At 60.0% G+C, this 17,397-nt stretch carries 18 protein-coding genes and 1 tRNA gene; 6 read left to right on the top strand and 13 right to left on the bottom strand.

Going from position 1 to position 17,397, the window contains the following annotated elements:
* Positions 1-4 precede the first annotated feature (4 nt).
* Positions 5-496: a hemerythrin domain-containing protein gene (locus AC13F2_RS01470; protein ID WP_103023299.1), complete on the bottom strand. Its 492-nt coding sequence runs from the start codon at positions 494-496 to the stop codon at positions 5-7.
* Positions 497-620: 124 nt separating this feature from the next.
* On the opposite strand from AC13F2_RS01470, the gene AC13F2_RS01465 reads away from it, so the two are divergent.
* A complete protein-coding gene (locus AC13F2_RS01465; protein WP_482964945.1) occupies positions 621-983 on the top strand; it encodes a metallopeptidase family protein in 363 nt (120 codons plus the stop codon).
* Between the two features lie 48 nt (positions 984-1,031).
* On the opposite strand, the gene AC13F2_RS01460 is transcribed toward AC13F2_RS01465, so the two are convergent.
* Together AC13F2_RS01460 and AC13F2_RS01455 are read right to left on the bottom strand one after the other, a co-directional pair.
* Positions 1,032-1,108: transfer RNA gene (locus AC13F2_RS01460), tRNA-Arg, on the bottom strand.
* A gap of 50 nt (positions 1,109-1,158) precedes the next feature.
* Positions 1,159-1,548: an NUDIX domain-containing protein gene (locus AC13F2_RS01455; protein WP_482964964.1), complete on the bottom strand. Its 390-nt coding sequence runs from the start codon at positions 1,546-1,548 to the stop codon at positions 1,159-1,161.
* A 117-nt stretch (positions 1,549-1,665) separates the two neighbouring features.
* Here AC13F2_RS01455 and AC13F2_RS01450 point away from each other — a divergent pair, with 117 nt between their 5' ends.
* A complete protein-coding gene (locus AC13F2_RS01450) occupies positions 1,666-1,845 on the top strand; it encodes a Flp family type IVb pilin (RefSeq protein ID WP_482964944.1) in 180 nt (59 codons plus the stop codon).
* Between the two features lie 121 nt (positions 1,846-1,966).
* On the top strand, positions 1,967-2,158 hold the full coding sequence (locus AC13F2_RS01445; protein WP_482964943.1) for a Flp family type IVb pilin: 192 nt from the start codon (positions 1,967-1,969) through the stop codon (positions 2,156-2,158).
* Between the two features lie 60 nt (positions 2,159-2,218).
* Here the strand turns inward: AC13F2_RS01445 and AC13F2_RS01440 are convergent, their stop codons facing one another.
* From AC13F2_RS01440 to AC13F2_RS01420, 5 genes are all read right to left on the bottom strand, one after another.
* Entirely contained in the window at positions 2,219-3,697 is a 1,479-nt protein-coding gene (locus tag AC13F2_RS01440; protein WP_482964942.1) for a M48 family metalloprotease, read from the bottom strand.
* Positions 3,698-3,819: 122 nt separating this feature from the next.
* Complete coding sequence (locus tag AC13F2_RS01435) at positions 3,820-4,764, bottom strand: acetyl-CoA carboxylase carboxyltransferase subunit alpha (RefSeq protein WP_103023294.1); 945 nt, start codon at positions 4,762-4,764, stop codon at positions 3,820-3,822.
* 9 nt (positions 4,765-4,773) lie between these two features.
* Positions 4,774-5,652, bottom strand: a complete 879-nt coding sequence (locus AC13F2_RS01430) for a tyrosine recombinase (protein ID WP_482964941.1) — start codon at positions 5,650-5,652, stop codon at positions 4,774-4,776.
* 1 nt (position 5,653) lies between these two features.
* On the bottom strand, positions 5,654-7,501 hold the full coding sequence (locus AC13F2_RS01425; protein WP_482964940.1) for a hypothetical protein: 1,848 nt from the start codon (positions 7,499-7,501) through the stop codon (positions 5,654-5,656).
* Entirely contained in the window at positions 7,498-7,632 is a 135-nt protein-coding gene (locus AC13F2_RS01420; protein ID WP_255407925.1) for a hypothetical protein, read from the bottom strand. Before AC13F2_RS01420 ends, AC13F2_RS01425 begins: the two co-directional genes overlap by 4 nt.
* Positions 7,633-7,707: 75 nt before the next feature.
* On the opposite strand from AC13F2_RS01420, the gene AC13F2_RS01415 reads away from it, so the two are divergent.
* The 3 genes from AC13F2_RS01415 (at position 7,708) to AC13F2_RS01405 (ending at position 10,909) form a co-directional block, all read left to right on the top strand.
* Positions 7,708-8,274: a shikimate kinase gene (locus AC13F2_RS01415; protein WP_482964939.1), complete on the top strand. Its 567-nt coding sequence runs from the start codon at positions 7,708-7,710 to the stop codon at positions 8,272-8,274.
* On the top strand, positions 8,265-9,374 hold the full coding sequence (gene aroB / locus AC13F2_RS01410) for a 3-dehydroquinate synthase (protein ID WP_482964938.1): 1,110 nt from the start codon (positions 8,265-8,267) through the stop codon (positions 9,372-9,374). Before AC13F2_RS01415 ends, aroB begins: the two co-directional genes overlap by 10 nt.
* A 119-nt stretch (positions 9,375-9,493) precedes the next feature.
* Complete coding sequence (locus AC13F2_RS01405) at positions 9,494-10,909, top strand: peptide MFS transporter (protein WP_482964937.1); 1,416 nt, start codon at positions 9,494-9,496, stop codon at positions 10,907-10,909.
* Positions 10,910-10,942: 33 nt separating this feature from the next.
* Here AC13F2_RS01405 and AC13F2_RS01400 read toward each other — a convergent pair whose 3' ends face one another.
* From AC13F2_RS01400 to scpA, 5 genes are all read right to left on the bottom strand, one after another.
* Positions 10,943-11,200, bottom strand: a complete 258-nt coding sequence (locus AC13F2_RS01400) for a hypothetical protein (protein WP_482964936.1) — start codon at positions 11,198-11,200, stop codon at positions 10,943-10,945.
* 179 nt (positions 11,201-11,379) lie between these two features.
* Positions 11,380-13,446 carry an ATP-binding protein gene (locus tag AC13F2_RS01395; RefSeq protein WP_482964935.1) on the bottom strand — a complete coding sequence of 689 codons (2,067 nt, stop codon included), beginning with the start codon at positions 13,444-13,446 and terminating at the stop codon, positions 11,380-11,382.
* Between the two features lies 1 nt (position 13,447).
* On the bottom strand, positions 13,448-13,867 hold the full coding sequence (locus tag AC13F2_RS01390) for a lysozyme inhibitor LprI family protein (RefSeq protein ID WP_482964934.1): 420 nt from the start codon (positions 13,865-13,867) through the stop codon (positions 13,448-13,450).
* Positions 13,864-14,874: a biotin synthase BioB gene (gene bioB / locus AC13F2_RS01385; protein ID WP_482964933.1), complete on the bottom strand. Its 1,011-nt coding sequence runs from the start codon at positions 14,872-14,874 to the stop codon at positions 13,864-13,866. Before bioB ends, AC13F2_RS01390 begins: the two co-directional genes overlap by 4 nt.
* 360 nt (positions 14,875-15,234) lie before the next feature.
* Positions 15,235-17,391 (bottom strand): methylmalonyl-CoA mutase, encoded by a 2,157-nt coding sequence (gene scpA, locus AC13F2_RS01380; protein ID WP_482964932.1) that lies wholly within the window; start codon positions 17,389-17,391, stop codon positions 15,235-15,237.
* Positions 17,392-17,397: the final 6 nt, after the last annotated feature.

Genomic DNA, 17,397 nt, shown 5'->3' with positions numbered 1-17,397 from the left:
CCCCCTATTCCTTGGCGTCTTCCTTCTTCTCAGGAGTCACCTCGGCTTCCGCCTTTTCTTCTTTCTTACGACGCTCGAAGACCCGTTCCATGTGCTCCATATCCTTATCGTCGAGATATTTCGCAAAATCCGGGAAATGATCTTCTTCCTCTTCATCGATGTGATGGCGATAGTCATGATCGAACGTCTTGAATTTCGTCAGCCAGCCGCCCGACGACATGTCCGTGGCGGCGAGATCGTTCAGCGCTTCCTCGATTTCGTGATGTTCGGCAACCGAATGACGGGTTTCGTCCGTCGTCGGCGGCTTTCTGAGCATCGTCGAATACAAGGCCTGCTCTTCGGCGGCGGCATGAGATTTGAGTTCCTTGGTCAGCTCCTCGAACAGCGTTTCACGATCATCGCTGTCGCCGCTGGTCTCGAGCAGCTTGTCGAGAAGTTCCCTGTGCTTGTCGTGATCCTGCTTCAGTCGTTCGAAAATCTCGGTGGCGGTAGCCATGAAATCAATCTCCTTCGAAACCTGAACAGGTCACACGCAGTGCGGTTCCTGCCTTGAACCGATCCTGCGGCGCAATCATATCCATATCACCATGCATGACCGACCGGCCCCTTCCAGAGAGCAGATGCAGATCATGGCGGAGGCGGCCTTTGCCGGACTTCCCGCAGAGTTCCGCAGTCAGCTGAGCGACGTCGTTCTCGAGGTCGAGGACTTTGCGACGCCCGAACAGCTTGAATCCGTTGATCTCGACGATCGCTGGCAACTGTCCGGACTGTACCAGGGTGAGCCCCTGCCCGACCGATCGATCTGGGAAAGCGGACGGATGCCGCCGCGCATATGGCTCTTTCGCGAACCGTTGATCGCGGAATGGCGTGCAACGGGGGTGAGGATGGAAGACCTCGTTCGCCACGTTGTCGTGCACGAGGCGGGCCACCATTTCGGCTTCAGCGACGAGGACATGCACCGGCTCGAAGACCAGGCCGAATAGCCGGGAAACAAAAAGCCCGCCTCGGTAAGGAGGCGGGCTTTTGGAAATTGGCGCGCCCGAAAGGATTCGAACCTCTGACCCCCAGATTCGTAGTCTGGTGCTCTATCCAGCTGAGCTACGGGCGCGCTTGGAGGGCGCCACATAGGCAGGCTCCAGAGTCTTGGCAATCCCTAAATCACCCTTTTTCGAACAACCTTCGAGATAGTTCGATATCGAGTGGGGGTTTTGGGAGCAAATCTATCTCGTGCGGCTTGAACCAGGCAATTTCCCCGCCTTCGAGGGCCGCGACCGGACTGCCGCCCCAAGCCGAACTGTAAAGCATTATGACAATCGGCTTCGCGTTCCCCGTTTCATCCTCTTCGGCGAATGCTACAGGCTGAACGGTGTGCGGCGCAAGCGCCAGTCCGAGCTCTTCCTGTATTTCCCTGACGAGTGCCTCACGGGGGCGTTCGCCGGGCTCCACCTTGCCGCCAGGAAACTCCCACAGGCCGCCATGATGCTTATGGAGAGGCCGACGATGCATGAGCCAGCGCCCTCTGTCGTCGTGCAGCGCGAGTGCGACCACGCAGATCCATGTCGGGATTTTTTCCAAAGTCGCTGCTGCCCTCAACCCTTTTTTAACCTGACTAAAAGTAGTCACGAGCGGTCAGCTTGGACAAGTGACGGATGGGGGCATCTGGTAATGGTCGAATTCCTTAAAGATCTGGGACGCGACACGCGGGGTGCCACTGCAGTCGAATATGGGCTGATCCTCGCTCTTATCTTCCTCGCGATGGTCGGGGCAGTGCAGACTTTCGGGCAAGAAGTAATCGAAATGTGGAACTTGATCAGTGACACCATTCTAGCTTCGACCGGGGTTTGACGAGAGCAAAAAGATGCTCGTGCAGTTAGGATTTTTTCAACCACTGCCGTGCAAGAAGCAAGTTGCTCGCACCATGATTTCGGAACGAGCCGGGTACGAAGACTGAACCAGGAGACGACACATGAAGTTTTTCCGCAAGCTGCGCCGCAATGAAGAAGGCGCAACCGCAATCGAATACGGCCTGATCGCTGCACTTATCGCAGTTGCTGCAATCACCGCTATGAGCAGCCTCGGCACGAACCTCAGCACGACATTCAACAAGGTTTCGACTGCGATGACTGGAACGGGTACGACCACAACTAGTGGTGTATAGTTTTATCTCGAAGGGCGGCGAAATATTTCGCCGCCCTTTCTTTCAACCTTACACCTAAATCTAACGCCCGCGAACCACGAGCTTGACCTTCTGCCCTGCGCTGATTCCTTCGTTTGAAGTCAGCCCGTTGAGAACACGGAACCGTTCTACCTGATTGTCGCTATAGGCCATCCGGTTGGCCAGCGAATTGATGGTATCTCCGCTACCGACGGTTACTACGTCGATCACACGCGGGATCACATTGGCTGCTGCCTGCGCATCGATACGCCGCATCGATCCGAACATTTCGTTGAAGCTTGAAGTCCCGCCAGCCGGGGTAATGGCCAGGAAATGGTAAGCCCGATCATTGGCGAATTGATAGGCGAACACCGTCACATCGACCTGCCCATTCCCTGAATTCACACGCGCGCTGCCGTAAGCCGCGGGAAGACCGTTGACGGTCGTCTTCTGAATCGACTGCGGTCGGATCTGTTGCTGCTGGCTTAGGCGCGAAAAAACGCTTGTTACGTAGTTGTCGAGGTTACCGCTATACGGTGCCAACGTAAATTGCGCCTGCCCACTCTGACCATTGATGGTGACGGCGTCGGTGCCGTTCACCATAAAAAAGCCCTGTGGCGCGGTAAATGCGAGCCGCAGTTCGGGATGGATGAACTGGCGCCCTTCGACCACACCCTGCGACGGATCGTCACCATATGTGATGCCATCGATGCGCGTGAGGAAGGTGTCGCGATTGGTGACCCCGCCTGTCGCGCCAGAGGCCTGCGCTGTCGCAAGGGCACTCTGCACCCGGCTCGCCGGGTCCGGGTGGGTAGATGCCCATTCAGGGATGCTCGCGTTCCCACGACCCTGGACCCTGGCGTCGAGCGCGTTCTGAAGCGCCAAGCTCTGCAGAACGCTGGCCATGGCACGTGGATCGTAGCCCGCTTGATTGAGATAACGAATTCCGAGCCCGTCAGCCTCCAGTTCCTGCGAGCGGGAGAACTTCAGGGTCAGCAATTGCGAGCCTTGGAGAATCCCTTGCGAGATCTGTTGTCCGACGCCGCTGTTGCCGAGCAGGATACCCGAAAGGATCGCACCTGCGGCACCGAGTAGAGAATTCTGCTGGGCGGCCGCCTGGCGGCGCTGCGAGTGGCGGGCTGCCACGTGGCCGACTTCATGCCCGAGAACACCGGCAAGTTCTGCTTCGTTGTTCATGAGAGCAACGAGCTGCCGGGTGGTATAGATATAACCGCCTGGAATGGCGAAGGCATTGTTCACCGGGCTGTTGAGTAGAGACACCGTGAACGATTCGCGCGCATTCCCCAATCCGGAATGAACCGCGATATTCTTTCCGACCTGTTCGACATATTGCGCTTGGCTGCCGGTCATTGCACCGCCGAATTCGGCAAGCAGTTGCGGATGTGCTTCGGCGCCCATTTGCGCTTCGCTCTGCGTGATGGGCGTCGAGGCACTCGGAATGTTTCCGGCACCAACACAACCCGACAAGGCGAGTGCGAGAGCGCTGACGGATGACGCCGCGATAAATTTTTTGCGTAACATGAAGAATTCTCCCCGATTTACACGAACGCGCGGGACGGCATTATCCGCCCGCGCGCTGTTGTTCGTTGACGGTAGGAGAACCGGAACGAGCGGAATTTTGTTCCCGCCGCTCGGACTGCAAATCAGCCAGCTATTGCCAGGAAACGGTCTTCGCGCTGACGCTTGAGCTCATGCGGCGCGTAACCGCTCAACATGTCCAGTTCTTCAGCGATCGCGGCACCCAGAGATGTGGCAGCGACTACGGGATCGCGGTGCGCACCGCCCACCGGTTCGGGGACGATGCGGTCAATCACGCCGAGACCTTTTAGATCCTGAGCGGTGACCTTCATTGCTTCTGCCGCGTCGGGCGCCTTTTCTGCAGTACGCCAGAGAATCGATGCGCAGCCTTCGGGTGAGATCACAGAGTATACGGCGTGTTCCATCATCAGAACACGTTCGGCGCTGGCCAGCGCGACTGCGCCGCCCGAACCGCCTTCACCGACAATTGCCGCCACCATGGGTACCGGCAAGGCGAGACACGCCTCCGTCGAGCGGGCAATAGCTTCCGCCTGCCCGCGTTCTTCCGCCTCGACCCCAGGAAACGCGCCCGACGTATCGACGAGCGTAACCACTGGCAGTCCGAAACGACCGGCCATTTCCATGAGGCGTATCGCTTTGCGATAGCCTTCCGGTTTACCCATCCCGAAATTGTGACGGATGCGGCTGGCCGTATCGTTGCCCTTTTCATGGCCGATCAGAATGATCTTGCGTCCATTGAGCTTGGCGAAGCCACCGAGAATGGCTTCGTCGTCACCATAATTACGATCGCCCCCGAGCGGCACGAAATCCTCGAAAGCCTGTTCGACGTAATCACGGAAATGCGGGCGTGAGGGATGCCTGGCGACTTGTGTCTTTTGCCAGGGGCTGAGCGATTCGTACGTGCTCGCCAAAAGATCGGCGCTCTTCTGCTCCAGACGGTGGAGTTCGGTAGAGATATCGACATCGTCGCCATCGGCTGCGCTGCGCAGTTCTGCGATGCGCTGTTCCAGTTCGGCGACGGGTTTCTCGAATTCGAGGTAGGAAATCATGGCCGTGCGCTAGTCCGAACGACGCCCGCGTGCAAGCGGGTGCCTTTCGTTGACAAGCCTGACGAGCCGCGCAGCATCGACATGCGTATAGATTTGGGTGGTCGAAATATCGGAGTGGCCCAGCAATGTCTGCAGTGCGCGAAGGTCCGCCCCGCCTTCAAGCAAATGCGTTGCAAAGGCATGGCGCAAGACGTGAGGACTCAGCTTTTCGCGGGGCAGATCGGCACGAACGGCTAACTCCTTCAGCATCTGGAACAGGCGCACTCGAGAAAGGTGGCCGGTGCGCGAGGGAAACAGCCATCTCGAACTGGAATCGCGCAAGGCAAGCCAGCGCTTTAGGGCCTTGTCCGCGCGGTGGCTGACGGGCACCATCCGCGCCTGCCCACCCTTGCCGATCACGGTAAGAAAAGGGGCATCCCGCGGTACCGCGGATACGGGTAGCGACACGAGCTCGGTCGCCCTCAAGCCCGATCCGTACAACATTTCCAACAACGTCAGCAGACGCACGGCGGCGGGACTATCTGCCTGCGCAGCTTCTTCTGCTGCCGTGAAAAGCGATTCGACCTCTTCGTGAGACAGTATCTTCGGCAGAGGACGGCGGGTCGCGGGTCGCGGCAACGCATGGGTCGGATCGTCATCTCGCAACCCGTCATCCACCAGAAAGCCGAAAAACTGTCGCAAGGCCGAAACCTTCCGCGCCAGTGTCGAGGGGGCAAGGTCGGACCAGTCTGCTCCGAGTTTGGCGAGCTGGGCAGAACTCGCCGTGTCCAGGTTCGAACCGATCAGTTCCTCGGCCTGCTCCAGGTCACGGCCATAAGCAAGAATCGTATTGCGCGCCGCGCCCCTTTCGGCAGCAAGCATGGCGAGGAAATCGGGAATCGCGCTCACATCAGGCGCGCGCCACGGCCTCCGCGGCGATCATCCTGGCTTCGGCGTCCAGTCCCACGCGCCGCAAGGCGGATACGATGTGATAGAGATGGCGGGCCGTCATGCGATCCCAGCTTGCACCCTGCATTCCGAGGCCCGCAAGCATGGCGACAAGAGCGCGATTATTCACTGCTGCAGCCTGATCAATCATGCGGGTCCAGCGACTTTCAGCCGTTATATTCACACCGAGGCGCCCATCATACTGATCCAGCGCGCCCTCGCCGATTTTATCCAACCCGGCCAGCCCAGCGACCAGCATGCGCGATTTGCGCTGCCCCGACGAGCTATCATCATCGATAAAGCTGTCGATATCGCCGCTGCTGACGCCAGTCGAACTGTTAGGCGCAGCAAGGGCAAGCAATGCCCAAGCCTGACTTCCGCCATCGACTTCGCCGGACCAGCGAACCGCATCTTTGTCGAGCCCGGCAGCGAGCATGGACGCGATGAGCCCGCCGGCGTCTTCGCTGAAATCGCTGCTCGGAGGGATACGCGCGGCGGCGTAGGCGGTCAGAACCATGCGACCGTAAGAATAATCGCCACCACTTGACCAGATATCCCTGATCGCACCGATGCGCTGCACCGGGCTGGTGCCGACGTAGGCTTCGCGCAGGCTCGACGCGGTCTGCGCCGCGGGGCCCGCCACGCCGTCCTGCGCGTAAAGCTGGCTATACAGATCGACCATCGCTGCAGAAGATAGAATTCCGCTCGTTCCGGCAACGTCGGCACCGGCTGCGCGCTGTGCGGGCGTGAGTGCCGGGGTGATTGCCGCAATGCTCAGAAGCTGGGGACTGGCCCGGTCGAGCAATTTATCCGGGATCGTCTCGCCAAGCGTATTTGCCATGGTGAACCGCCACGGCGTCAGGGAATTGATGTCGTCCCATTCGATGGTAACGGCGCGGCGACCGCGCCCAGCCGCCCCTGCGAAGCGCTGCGCGAAAAGTACATCGATGCGATCGTCCTGGGTGCGGTTCAGCAGGCGGCGAAGATCGTTCTGTGCCCGCGTGGTTTCGCCTGCATAGGCATTGCAGATCCCCGCAAGCATCTGCCATTCGGTATCGTCACGATTTGTCTGGACGAGTTGAACCGCGGGGCAGGCACCCACGACATCGGCACTTCCGATATACGCTTCCACCGCTGCATTGGTGAGTGCCGGCGAATAATTGCCAGTGTCGATATCCTGCACCAAAGCGCGAGCGACCACATATTCGCCCATCGCGTTAAGCACGTTGACCCGCAGAGTCGCGAATTCGACCGGATCCATCCCTTCGGGCGCAGCAAGCCTGCTGGCCAGCGCCCGGCGAAGCAGGATATGGCCCCAGCGCGAAACCATGGGCTGCGTGGTTCCGGCAAGCACCGCCCGGACCAGACCCGCCGGCTGCTTTTCGAGCGAGGCCGAAGGAAGACCGCCCTCGCCCGCACCCAGAACGCCTACACGCTCCATAGAGCGACGGGCCGCGGGCGGAATATCGAACTTGGGCTTGAGGCCGAGGAATTCGTCGAGCTCGTCGGTCGACATGTCCTCAAGTTCCTGCAGCGTTGGCAGATCCGACAAGTCCAGATTCGCGCCCGATGGCGCCGCTTCCACTGGCAGGGGCTGGACGATCTCGCCAGATTGGGTTGCCGTCGGCTGCGGGGTACTGCCCTGGGTCGGTGCTGGTGCACGGCTCGGCTGCGGTGCCGGGGCAGGACTTGGGCTCGGCGCGGGATCATCGAAACCAGGCGGCAGCAGATCGACCGGCGCTTCCTGTGCCCAGACCATTGCCGACGTCAGCGCGAGCGCTGCGCCGCCTATCAACCATGCCGATTTCATCGTGCCGCCTCCGGCACATCGATCGTCTGTTCGATGGGGTGTAACGGTTCCTCGCCGCCGTCGATCAACGCTGCGATCAGCAACGCCACGAACAGCACAGCCAATACGCCGCCAACCTTCCTGCCGCTCATAGCCAAGTTTTTCGCGTCCCGCTCCAAGTGCTGATACCTTGCCCGCGCCCTAGCCCAGTTCTAGGCACGGCGGCAATGACCCATGCGATCAGCCTCACCCCTGCCGAGATCGGCGGCATTGCCCGGCGGATAGACCGGCCGGTCGTGCTGGTGGGCCTTATGGGCGTGGGCAAATCAACGGTCGGACGCCGACTCGCTGCCATTCTCGGCACAGATTTCATAGATGTCGACGAAGAGATAGAACGCGCCGCCAATCGCACCATCAGCGAGATCTTCGAAACACATGGGGAAACCTATTTCCGCGATGGCGAGCGGCGCGTGATCGCACGGCTCATGGGCGAAGCCCACGGCGTAATCGCAACGGGTGGCGGGGCATTCGTCGAGCCCGAAACGCGGGGAATAATTCTGGGGCAGGCTATTGCGGTGTGGCTGGATTGCGATGTCGACACGCTGGTCGAGCGAACCTCGCGGCGCAACGACCGCCCTCTGCTGCGGACGGGCGACCCCCGCGAGATACTCGCCAAATTGAAGGATCAGCGCAGCGCGGCCTATGCCGAAGCGCCGATCCATGTGCTAACCAATAACGGACCCCACGCCGAAACGGCGGAGCGCATTCTGGAGGCAATCGACGCATGGCTGTAATCCCCGTCGAACTGGCAGGCCGGGAATATGAGGTTCGGGTAGGCCAAGGCCTGCTTCAAAGCATCGCGACCGAAGCAGAGCCGTTTCTTCGCAAGCGCCACGTCTGCATTGTGGCTGACATCAATGCTCGTGCGAACTGGGGCGATGCGGTCTCGCGCTCGCTGGAGTTGGCAGGAATCGAACCGCGCTGGTTTGATGTCGCCCCCGGCGAAGCCTCGAAAAGCTGGGACAGCCTTGCCCGTCTTACAGACTGGCTCCTGGCGCAAAATGTCGAGCGCGGAGATCACGTCTTTGCATTGGGCGGCGGGGTCGTCGGTGACCTGACCGGTTTTGCCTGCGCCATTCTCAAACGCGGCTGCGGCTTCGTCCAGCTTCCGACCACACTGTTATCGCAGGTCGATAGTTCGGTTGGAGGGAAAACGGCGATCAACACACCTGCAGGAAAAAATCTGGTTGGAGCTTTCCACCAGCCATCCCTGGTGCTTGCCGACCTCGAAACCCTCTCCACCCTCCCCCAGCGCGAGATGCGCGCCGGATACGCCGAAGTTCTCAAATACGGCGTCCTTGGCGATCGCAGTTTTTTCGATTGGCTGGAGGAGCATGGCGATGCGGTCTTGGGAATGGAGCAAGCGCCATTGGAGGAAGCCGTGGCAAGAAGTGTTTCGGCCAAGGCGCGGATCGTTGCCGAGGACGAGCGTGAGACGAGCGGTGCACGGGCCCTGCTCAATCTGGGCCACACCTTCGGCCATGCCCTGGAAGCCGAGACGGGATTTTCCGACAAGCTTCTCCATGGAGAGGCGGTGGCGCTGGGCATGGTGCTGGCGGCGCGATATTCTGCGCGGTGCGGTCTGATGCGCGGCGAAGACGCCGAACGCGTCACACATGCAGTCGATGCGGCGGGCCTGCCCGCGGAAATATCTGCGCTGGAACTGGCATGCAGCGGCGGCGATCTTGCCGATCACATGCAGCATGACAAGAAGATGGATGCAGGCATCCTGCCCTTCATCCTTTTGCGCGGCATCGGGTCTGCATTTCTCGATCGCAAGGTCCAGCTGGAGGACGTGGCAGCCTTTCTCGACGAGCAGCTTCAAGCTCACTGAGCAGGCGCAATGCTGCGTGTCGAACGCGCAGCAATTTTCTACGAACGACTTTCAAAATCGCGCGACACAATTGGGGTGCGCCGCTATCCCGGCGGCCTCTTGCAGGTGAGGATGCGCGCATGACCGTCGCCGAAGCGACTCCCGAACTCCGGCTGTACGACCCCGAGGATCGCAGTTTCCTCGGACATCCCAAAGGGCTTGGCTACCTCGCCTTCACGGAAGCGTGGGAGCGGTTTTCCTATTACGGCATGCAGACACTGCTCGTGCTCTACATGGTCAATTTCCTGCTCAAACCGGAAGAGGTTGGCAGCGTTGCAGGGATCGAGCAGCTTCGCGCGCTGTATGGCGGAATCGACGGCCAACCCTTCGCCAGCGCCATCTTCGGCACATATGCCGCGAGCGTCTATCTCACGCCCATTTTCGGCGGCTGGATCGCCGATAGAATTCTGGGAAAGAGACGCACCGTGTTGCTTGGGGCGATCGTCATGGCGCTGGGCCATTTCCTGATGGCGTTCAACGTGACGTTCCTGCTGGCTTTGCTTTGCCTGATCGTCGGGTCGGGGCTGTTCAAGGGCAATATCGCCAGCCAGGTCGGCAGCCTCTACTCACCGGGCGACCTGAGGCGGGCCGATGCATTCCAGATCTTCTATCTCGGCATCAACGCCGGTGTGATCGCCTCTCCCTTCATCGTTGGAACGCTGGGTGAAAAGGTGGGTTGGCACTGGGGGTTCGGCGCGGCTGGCATTGGCATGCTGATCGGCCTCGCAATCTATCTCGCGGGTCAGAAGTATCTGCCCAAGGAGCATTTCGATGTTCCCGGCAAGGCTGCGGCAAAAACGGATAAGAAACCGCGCGAACCCATGACGCGGCACGACTGGCTGGCGACATCAGCTCTTATTCTTCTCATCCCCGTCCTCGCGCTCGCCATCGTGCCGAATAATCAGATCTTCAATGCCTATCTGGTATGGGGGGATCAGCAGTTTGCCCTTTACTGGGGCGGCGAGAAGCTTCCTACCAGCTGGCTGGTGTCACTCGACGCGATCGTATCGGTCAGTTTCCTTGCCATCGTCGCGGGGTTCTATCGCTGGTGGAAAACCAAGTGGACGGAGCCGGACGAACTGACGAAGATCATCATCGGATCGTTATTCTCCATTGGCGGGATGGCCTGTCTCTATCTTGCCGCCGCCACCACACCGCCGGGCGAGAAGATCGGCCTTTTCTGGCCGGTCATGTTTCACATCGTGAACGCCATCGGCTTTGCGCACATGTTGCCGGTCAGCCTTGCACTGTTCGCCCGCCTTGCACCAAAGCAGATCAATGCGACCGTGATCGGCCTGTATTACCTGTCCTTCTTCGCCGGAAATTCCATTGTCGGTTACGTCGGGGGCTGGTTCGAGACGATGCCGATCACGCAGTTCTGGCTGATGCACATGGGCTTTGCCGCGACAGCGGGCGCTGTCTTCCTCCTGTTCAAGCTACTGCTCGCACCGCGCCTGATGCGCGACGCCGAACCGGAGAACGTCGCGCTCTCGTGACGCGAGCGCGGAGTTTTCGCAGTAGGAGCTTGGCTAGCCCGACCGAGGCTCCAGCCGCATTATCCTGCCCGACGCGATCGGCTGGTAATCTGCCATCATCGAATCGTGCTCGGCCAGCAATCGTTCGATTTCGCTACGTCGTTGAAGGATGGTGTGAGCAATGCCCGGAGCGAGGCTTTCACCATCGCCTATTTTCCCGAGAATCCCGGCAAGATCGCTCACCGTCGCTTCTTCGGGAGTCTTGAAATACTGCCCCTTGCGATCGAAAAACCCTGTGCCCCGCTGTGCCATTTGATGCTCCTGTAATTGCGTTCAGAAGCGACTCGAAGGAGCGTAGTATCGGTCAGTTGGGCGATTGCTGGAAGGTCGTTAACCTAAAAATCCATGCCGCTCGTAAAATGAGCAAGATCGATGCTTTGATAAGGGCGATCTGACCCGCGAAAGGCTTGAAGCCCTTCGCGGGCTAAGACCTATTCCAGTTCGAGTATGACTTCGTCCACGGCGAGGCTATCACCTTCTTCGGCATTGATCTTGCCGATCGTAGCCTGTTTTTCGGCCCGCAGGATGTTTTCCATCTTCATCGCTTCCACTGTCGCGAGCGGCTGGCCGGGTTGGACTTCATCCCCCTCGCCAACATGCAGCTTCACCAGCAGGCCCGGCATGGGACAGATCAACATCTTGGAAAGGTCCGGCGGGGTCTTCTCGATCATATGCGATGCGAGATGGGCGATACGTGTTTGCAGGATCCGCAAATGATGCGTGGCTCCGCGCGTTGTCACGGCATAACCGGTACGCGTCGGCTTCAACTGAAATGTGTAACTTTGGATCGGCTCGGCATCTTCGCCCGCGCCGTTTTCAAACAGCGCCACATCCACCATTCGCTCGCCCGGCGTATACTGCATCTCGATCGTGACTTGTTCGCCATCGACCGTCAGCGCGTTTTCCTCCAGCCGCACGTCGTGGCTCGTCGAACCCTCTTCGCGCTCGCCGATACGAATGGTCCAGTCACCCGGAGCATAGAGATCGTCCGACAACTGCCCTTCGACGCGCCGTGCCCGGTCGGCATCCGCCGTAGCGATCACCCCGCCCACGGCTGCGAGTACGCTCGTCAGACGACCATCGGCCGGAGCGCCTTCGAAACCTTCGGGATATTCTTCCGCGATGAAGCCGGTGGTCAGTTCGCCCGACCGGAAGCGCGGATGCTGCATGATCGCGCTGAGGAAATCGACATTGTGGCCCAAGCCTTCGATCCTGAACGCATCTAGAGCGGCAATCTGGAGATCGGCGGCGTCGTCGCGCGTTTCGCCCCAGGTAACCAGCTTTGCAATCATGGGGTCGTAGAACATCGAGACCTCACCGCCTTCGAACACCCCGTCGTCCACTCGAACGCCGTCGACGCCGCGGCGCCCGTTTTCCGAGCCGTCGTCAGCCCAGGGCTCTACCGGCGGGTGATAGCGCACGAGGCGGCCGGTGGATGGCAGGAAGCCGCGGTAAGGATCTTCTGCATAGACCCGGTTCTCTATCGCCCAACCGTCGATCTTCACGTCGTCCTGCGTCATGGCGAGCTTCTCGCCAGCGGCGACGCGGATCATCTGCTCGACCAGGTCGACGCCCGTGATCGCCTCGGTAACGGGATGTTCCACCTGCAGGCGAGTGTTCATTTCGAGGAAGTAAAAGCTTTCGCCCGTCTTGTCCGCGCCCGAAACAATGAGTTCCACCGTACCCGCACTGTAATAACCAACGGCCTTGGACAGTGCGACGCACTGTTCGCCCATGGCCTTGCGCATCTTCGGCGTGACGAAGGGCGACGGGGCTTCTTCGACCACCTTCTGGTGGCGGCGCTGGATCGAACATTCACGTTCGTTGAGGTAGATCACATTTCCGTGCTGGTCGCCGAGGATCTGGATTTCGATGTGGCGCGGGTCTTCGATAAACTTCTCGATGAAGACGCGCTCGTCGCCGAAGCTGTTCAGTCCTTCGCGCTGTGTCGCTTCGAAGCCATCCTTCACATCCTGATCGTTCCACGCCAGGCGCATGCCCTTGCCGCCGCCGCCAGCGCTGGCCTTCATCATTACCGGATAGCCGATCCGGTTCGCCCATTCGAGCGCCTCTGCCGTATCGGCGATGGCCCCGCCCGAACCGGGCACGGTGTTGACCCCCGCCTCTTCAGCGATTTTCTTGCTTTCGATTTTGTCGCCCATGGCGGCAATGGCTTCGGCAGGCGGGCCGATGAAGGCGATGTTTTCTTTCGCCAGCGCTTCCACGAAACTCGCTCGTTCCGACAGGAAGCCATAACCCGGATGCACGGCCTCTGCGCCAGTCTGCTTACAGGCGGCGATGATCTTGTCCGCGACGAGATAGCTTTCGGAGGCTTGCGCGGGACCAATATGCACCGCTTCATCCGCCATTTTCACGAAAGGTGAACGCGCATCTGCATCGGAATAAACGGCGACGGTTGCGATACCCATCCGGCGCGCGGTCTTGATGACCCGGCAAGCGATTTCACCGCGATTGGCGATTAGAATTTTCTTGAACACGCTAAGTCTCCGGTAAAGTCTTGGGCTCGCCCGAAACCTGATTGACGAGAAGCTCGCGCAGCTCAGCAGTGCGATTCTCTGTCAGTTCAGCCAAGCAGTTATTAATCAGGAGCGGTTGCATCGAGCCACCGCGCGCATCGAAGCTCACCAAACGGCAATGGGCGTCGCGGTAGGTCAACCATGCTCGCTGGGCGGCGAGCAGGCTTTCTGCGTAGCCCGATTGCCCATCACCTCTGTCCAATTTCGCATCGGCGTTTTTTGCCCAGCCGCGCACCTTCTTCCACACAGCATTCAGTTCAGCGTCGGCACGGTCGAATTCCTGCTTGGCGCACGCATTCATCTCTCCTTGTGTAGTGGGGTCCGCACACTCCGGCACCGCGTCAGGCGCTTGAGCCAGCAAGAAAAGAGCGGCGAAGATCACTCAGCCGGTTCCATGACGGGGCGCGTCCGCATCGGCTCTTCCTGCAAAAGCGGGGTCAGACCAAGCTTGGCGAAGAGGGCGCCGTCGCTGTCGTCGCCGGCATTGGGCGCGGTCAGCAATTTGTCGCCGGTAAAAATAGAGTTCGCGCCCGCGAGGAAGCAAAGGGCTTGGGTGGCATCCGACATGGACTCGCGACCGGCGCTAAGACGTACCATGCTCATCGGCATACAGATGCGTGCCACGGCAACGGTGCGGACGAATTCGATATCGTCGATCTTGGCGAGTGGCGTGTCAGCCAGCATGTCACCCAGCACCGTACCCTTGACCGGCACCAGCGCATTGACCGGCACGCTTTCGGGATGGCGTTCGAGCGTAGCGAGCGTGTGGACGAAGCCGACGCGATCCTCGCGCGTTTCGCCCATGCCGACGATCCCACCGCTGCACACGTTGATCCCCGCATCGCGCACGTTCTGAAGGGTATCGAGACGGTCCTCATACTTGCGACTGGATATCACACGCTCGTAGTATTCCGGGCCCGTGTCGACATTATGATTGTAGTAGTCGAGGCCCGCTTCCTTGAGCATCCCCGCCTGTTTTGGCGTGAGCATACCGAGCGTCATGCAGGTTTCGAGACCCATATCGCGCACACCCTTCACGATCTCGACGATGGCAGGCATGTCGCGGTCCTTGGGATTGCGCCAGGCCGCACCCATGCAGAAGCGCTGGCTGCCCGCATCCTTCGCCTGCGCTGCCGATTGCAGCACGGCGCGCACGTCCATCAGCTTGGTCGCCTCGACCCCACTATCGGCCTTCACCGACTGGGAGCAATAGCCGCAGTCCTCCGGGCATCCGCCGGTCTTGATGGAGAGCAGCGTGCAGAGCTGAACTTGTTCGGGTGGGTGGTTCTCGCGGTGAACCGAAGCTGCGCGGAACAGCAGCTCGGTGAAAGGAAGGTCGAACAGGCCAGCGATTTCCTCGCGGGTCCAGTCGGTGCGGATTTGGGTCATACTTTGAGCTTTACTATCACGTTAATGGCAAAGGTTGTCGAAATCAGAAAGGATACAAACACAACGCCAATTGTCACAACGCCAATTGTCGGCCATTCCAAGTTTGTTCCAAGCGTCCTGTAGCTAATTGCAGGTAGGAAGAAGATGGCGTAGAAATGAATGATCGCGAGGATCATGACGGCGATAGAGCCGAGCGAGAGCTTGAGCGTTAGTCTCAGCCCAGCCCACAGTCTGCCACCGTCCCTCGTCATCGCGAGAAACCGCCCGCAGAGTCGAAGACGGCCCGGAGGGCCACCCCGCAATCCATAGACCAGCGCCCCAGATTGCTTCGCGTTGCTCGCATTGACGAATTGAGGGTTATCACTCCGCCGCCTCGTCCAGATCCTCGCCCGCAGGCGGCATGTTGTGCCCCAGCAGGCGCAGCACATCCGCCGCGCATTCGACCACGTTGCTGCCAGGGCCGTAGATACCCTGCACTCCAGCATCGCGGAGGAATTCGTAATCCTTTTGCGGGATAACGCCGCCTGCGATAACCTTGATGTCAGAGCGGCCAGCTTCCTTCAGCAGGTCGATCAGTTCGGGAATGAGTGTCTTGTGACCTGCGGCAAGGCTGCTGGCCCCGATGGCATCGACATCGTTTTCCAGTGCAAGATCCATTGCTTCCGCGGGCGTCTGGAAAAGCGGGCCCGAAACCACTTCGAAGCCCATGTCGGCAAAGGCGCTGGCAATGACGTTAGCACCGCGGTCGTGACCATCCTGGCCCATCTTGGCAACCATCAGCTTTGGCGCACGCCCGAGGCGCCGTTCGACCGCCTTCACACCTTCGACAACCTGCGCATAACGATCATCTTCGGCATAAGCCGCAGAATAGACCCCGCGCACAGGCTTGGGCATGGTGTCGTAGCGCCCATAGGCGTCTTCCATCGCAGCGGATATTTCACCGAGCGTCGCATCGTGGCGGGCCGCTTCAACCGCCAGGCCAAGCAGATTGCCCTGTCGCTGCGCCGCCCCTCTGGCGAGCGCATCGAGCGCGGCCTTGCACGCGAATTCATCCCGATCCGCGCGCACTTTCTCCAGCCGCGCAATCTGGCTGCGACGCACCGCATGGTTGTCGACATCGAGCGTGTCGATCTCGTCTTCCTTGTCACGGCGGTATTTGTTTACACCGACGATGACGGTCTCGCCCCGGTCGACGGAGGCCTGCTTGGCCGCAGCCGCTTCCTCAATCTGCGCCTTTGGCTTACCGCTGGCGACATATTCGGTCATCCCGCCCGCCGCTTCGACTTCCTTGAGCAACGCACGCGCCTGCTCGAGGAGGGACGCCGTGAGGCTTTCGACATAATAGCTACCGCCCAGCGGATCCGCGACATTGGTGACGCCGCTTTCCTCCTGGATCACCAGCTGCGTGTTACGCGCGATACGGGCACTGAAATCAGTCGGCAGCGCGATTGCTTCGTCCAGCGCGTTGGTGTGGAGCGACTGCGTTCCGCCCAGCACTGCTGCCATCGCTTCGATCGTGGTTCGGATGACGTTGTTGTAGGGGTCCTGCTCCTGCAGGCTCACACCGCTTGTCTGGCAGTGGGTGCGCAGCATCTTCGACTTCGGGTTCTGTGCGCCAAGATCTTCCATGACATCGTGCCACAGATGGCGCGCCGCGCGCATCTTCGCGATCTCCATGAAGAAGTTCATGCCGATGCCCCAGAAGAAGGACAGGCGCGGCGCGAAGGCGTCGATATCGAGCCCTGCTTCCATTGCGCGCTTGGCGTATTCCTTGCCGTCGGCGATGGTGAAGGCCAGTTCCTGCACCGCCGTCGCCCCGGCCTCGTGCATGTGATAGCCCGAAATCGAAATGCTGTTGAATTTCGGCATGTTGGCGGATGTATATGCAATGATATCCGAAACGATCCGCATGCTCGGTTCGGGCGGATAGATATAGGTATTGCGGACCATGAACTCCTTGAGGATGTCGTTCTGGATGGTCCCCGAAAGCTTGTCCTGGCTGACGCCCTGACGCTCTGCCGCGACGATGTAGAATGCAAGAACCGGGATCACCGCGCCATTCATCGTCATCGACACGCTCATCGTGTCGAGCGGGATCTGGTCGAACAGGATTTCCATGTCACGAACGGTGTCGATCGCGACGCCAGCCTTGCCGACATCGCCGACCACGCGGGGGTGATCGCTGTCGTACCCACGATGCGTCGCGAGGTCGAAAGCAACGCTCAGCCCTTTCTGCCCCGCGGCAAGATTGCGGCGATAGAAGGCGTTCGATTCCTCCGCGGTTGAGAAGCCCGCATACTGCCGGATTGTCCAAGGACGTCCGGTATACATCGAGGCATAGGGGCCACGGGTAAACGGCGCGATACCGGGGACGCCAGGATCGAGATCGGCGGTGTCCTCACTAGTGTAAAGCGGCTTAACGGCGATGCCTTCGGGCGTATGCCAGGTCAGATCGCGCCCCTTTACTTCCTTGTCGGCGAGGGGCTTCCAGTCTTCATAAGTCGGCTTGTCGGTCATGCGGGG

The organism is Qipengyuania sp. L-5Y (assembly GCF_056859455.1).
Note: the sequence above shows the minus strand (reverse complement) of the source record. Positions and strands in the feature narration are given on the sequence as shown.

Excerpts from the sequence above, each read along its gene's own strand:
- AC13F2_RS01470 (WP_103023299.1), bottom strand. The coding sequence starts at position 496 with ATGGCTACCGCCACCGAGATTTTCGAACGACTGAAGCAGGATCACGAC.
- AC13F2_RS01465 (WP_482964945.1), top strand. The coding sequence starts at position 621 with ATGCAGATCATGGCGGAGGCGGCCTTTGCCGGACTTCCCGCAGAGTTC.
- AC13F2_RS01450 (WP_482964944.1), top strand. The coding sequence starts at position 1,666 with ATGGTCGAATTCCTTAAAGATCTGGGACGCGACACGCGGGGTGCCACT.
- AC13F2_RS01445 (WP_482964943.1), top strand. The coding sequence starts at position 1,967 with ATGAAGTTTTTCCGCAAGCTGCGCCGCAATGAAGAAGGCGCAACCGCA.
- AC13F2_RS01440 (WP_482964942.1), bottom strand. The coding sequence starts at position 3,697 with ATGTTACGCAAAAAATTTATCGCGGCGTCATCCGTCAGCGCTCTCGCA.
- AC13F2_RS01435 (WP_103023294.1), bottom strand. The coding sequence starts at position 4,764 with ATGATTTCCTACCTCGAATTCGAGAAACCCGTCGCCGAACTGGAACAG.
- AC13F2_RS01425 (WP_482964940.1), bottom strand. The coding sequence starts at position 7,501 with ATGAAATCGGCATGGTTGATAGGCGGCGCAGCGCTCGCGCTGACGTCG.
- AC13F2_RS01420 (WP_255407925.1), bottom strand. The coding sequence starts at position 7,632 with ATGAGCGGCAGGAAGGTTGGCGGCGTATTGGCTGTGCTGTTCGTGGCG.
- AC13F2_RS01415 (WP_482964939.1), top strand. The coding sequence starts at position 7,708 with ATGACCCATGCGATCAGCCTCACCCCTGCCGAGATCGGCGGCATTGCC.
- aroB (WP_482964938.1), top strand. The coding sequence starts at position 8,265 with ATGGCTGTAATCCCCGTCGAACTGGCAGGCCGGGAATATGAGGTTCGG.
- AC13F2_RS01405 (WP_482964937.1), top strand. The coding sequence starts at position 9,494 with ATGACCGTCGCCGAAGCGACTCCCGAACTCCGGCTGTACGACCCCGAG.
- AC13F2_RS01400 (WP_482964936.1), bottom strand. The coding sequence starts at position 11,200 with ATGGCACAGCGGGGCACAGGGTTTTTCGATCGCAAGGGGCAGTATTTC.
- bioB (WP_482964933.1), bottom strand. The coding sequence starts at position 14,874 with ATGACCCAAATCCGCACCGACTGGACCCGCGAGGAAATCGCTGGCCTG.
- scpA (WP_482964932.1), bottom strand. The coding sequence starts at position 17,391 with ATGACCGACAAGCCGACTTATGAAGACTGGAAGCCCCTCGCCGACAAG.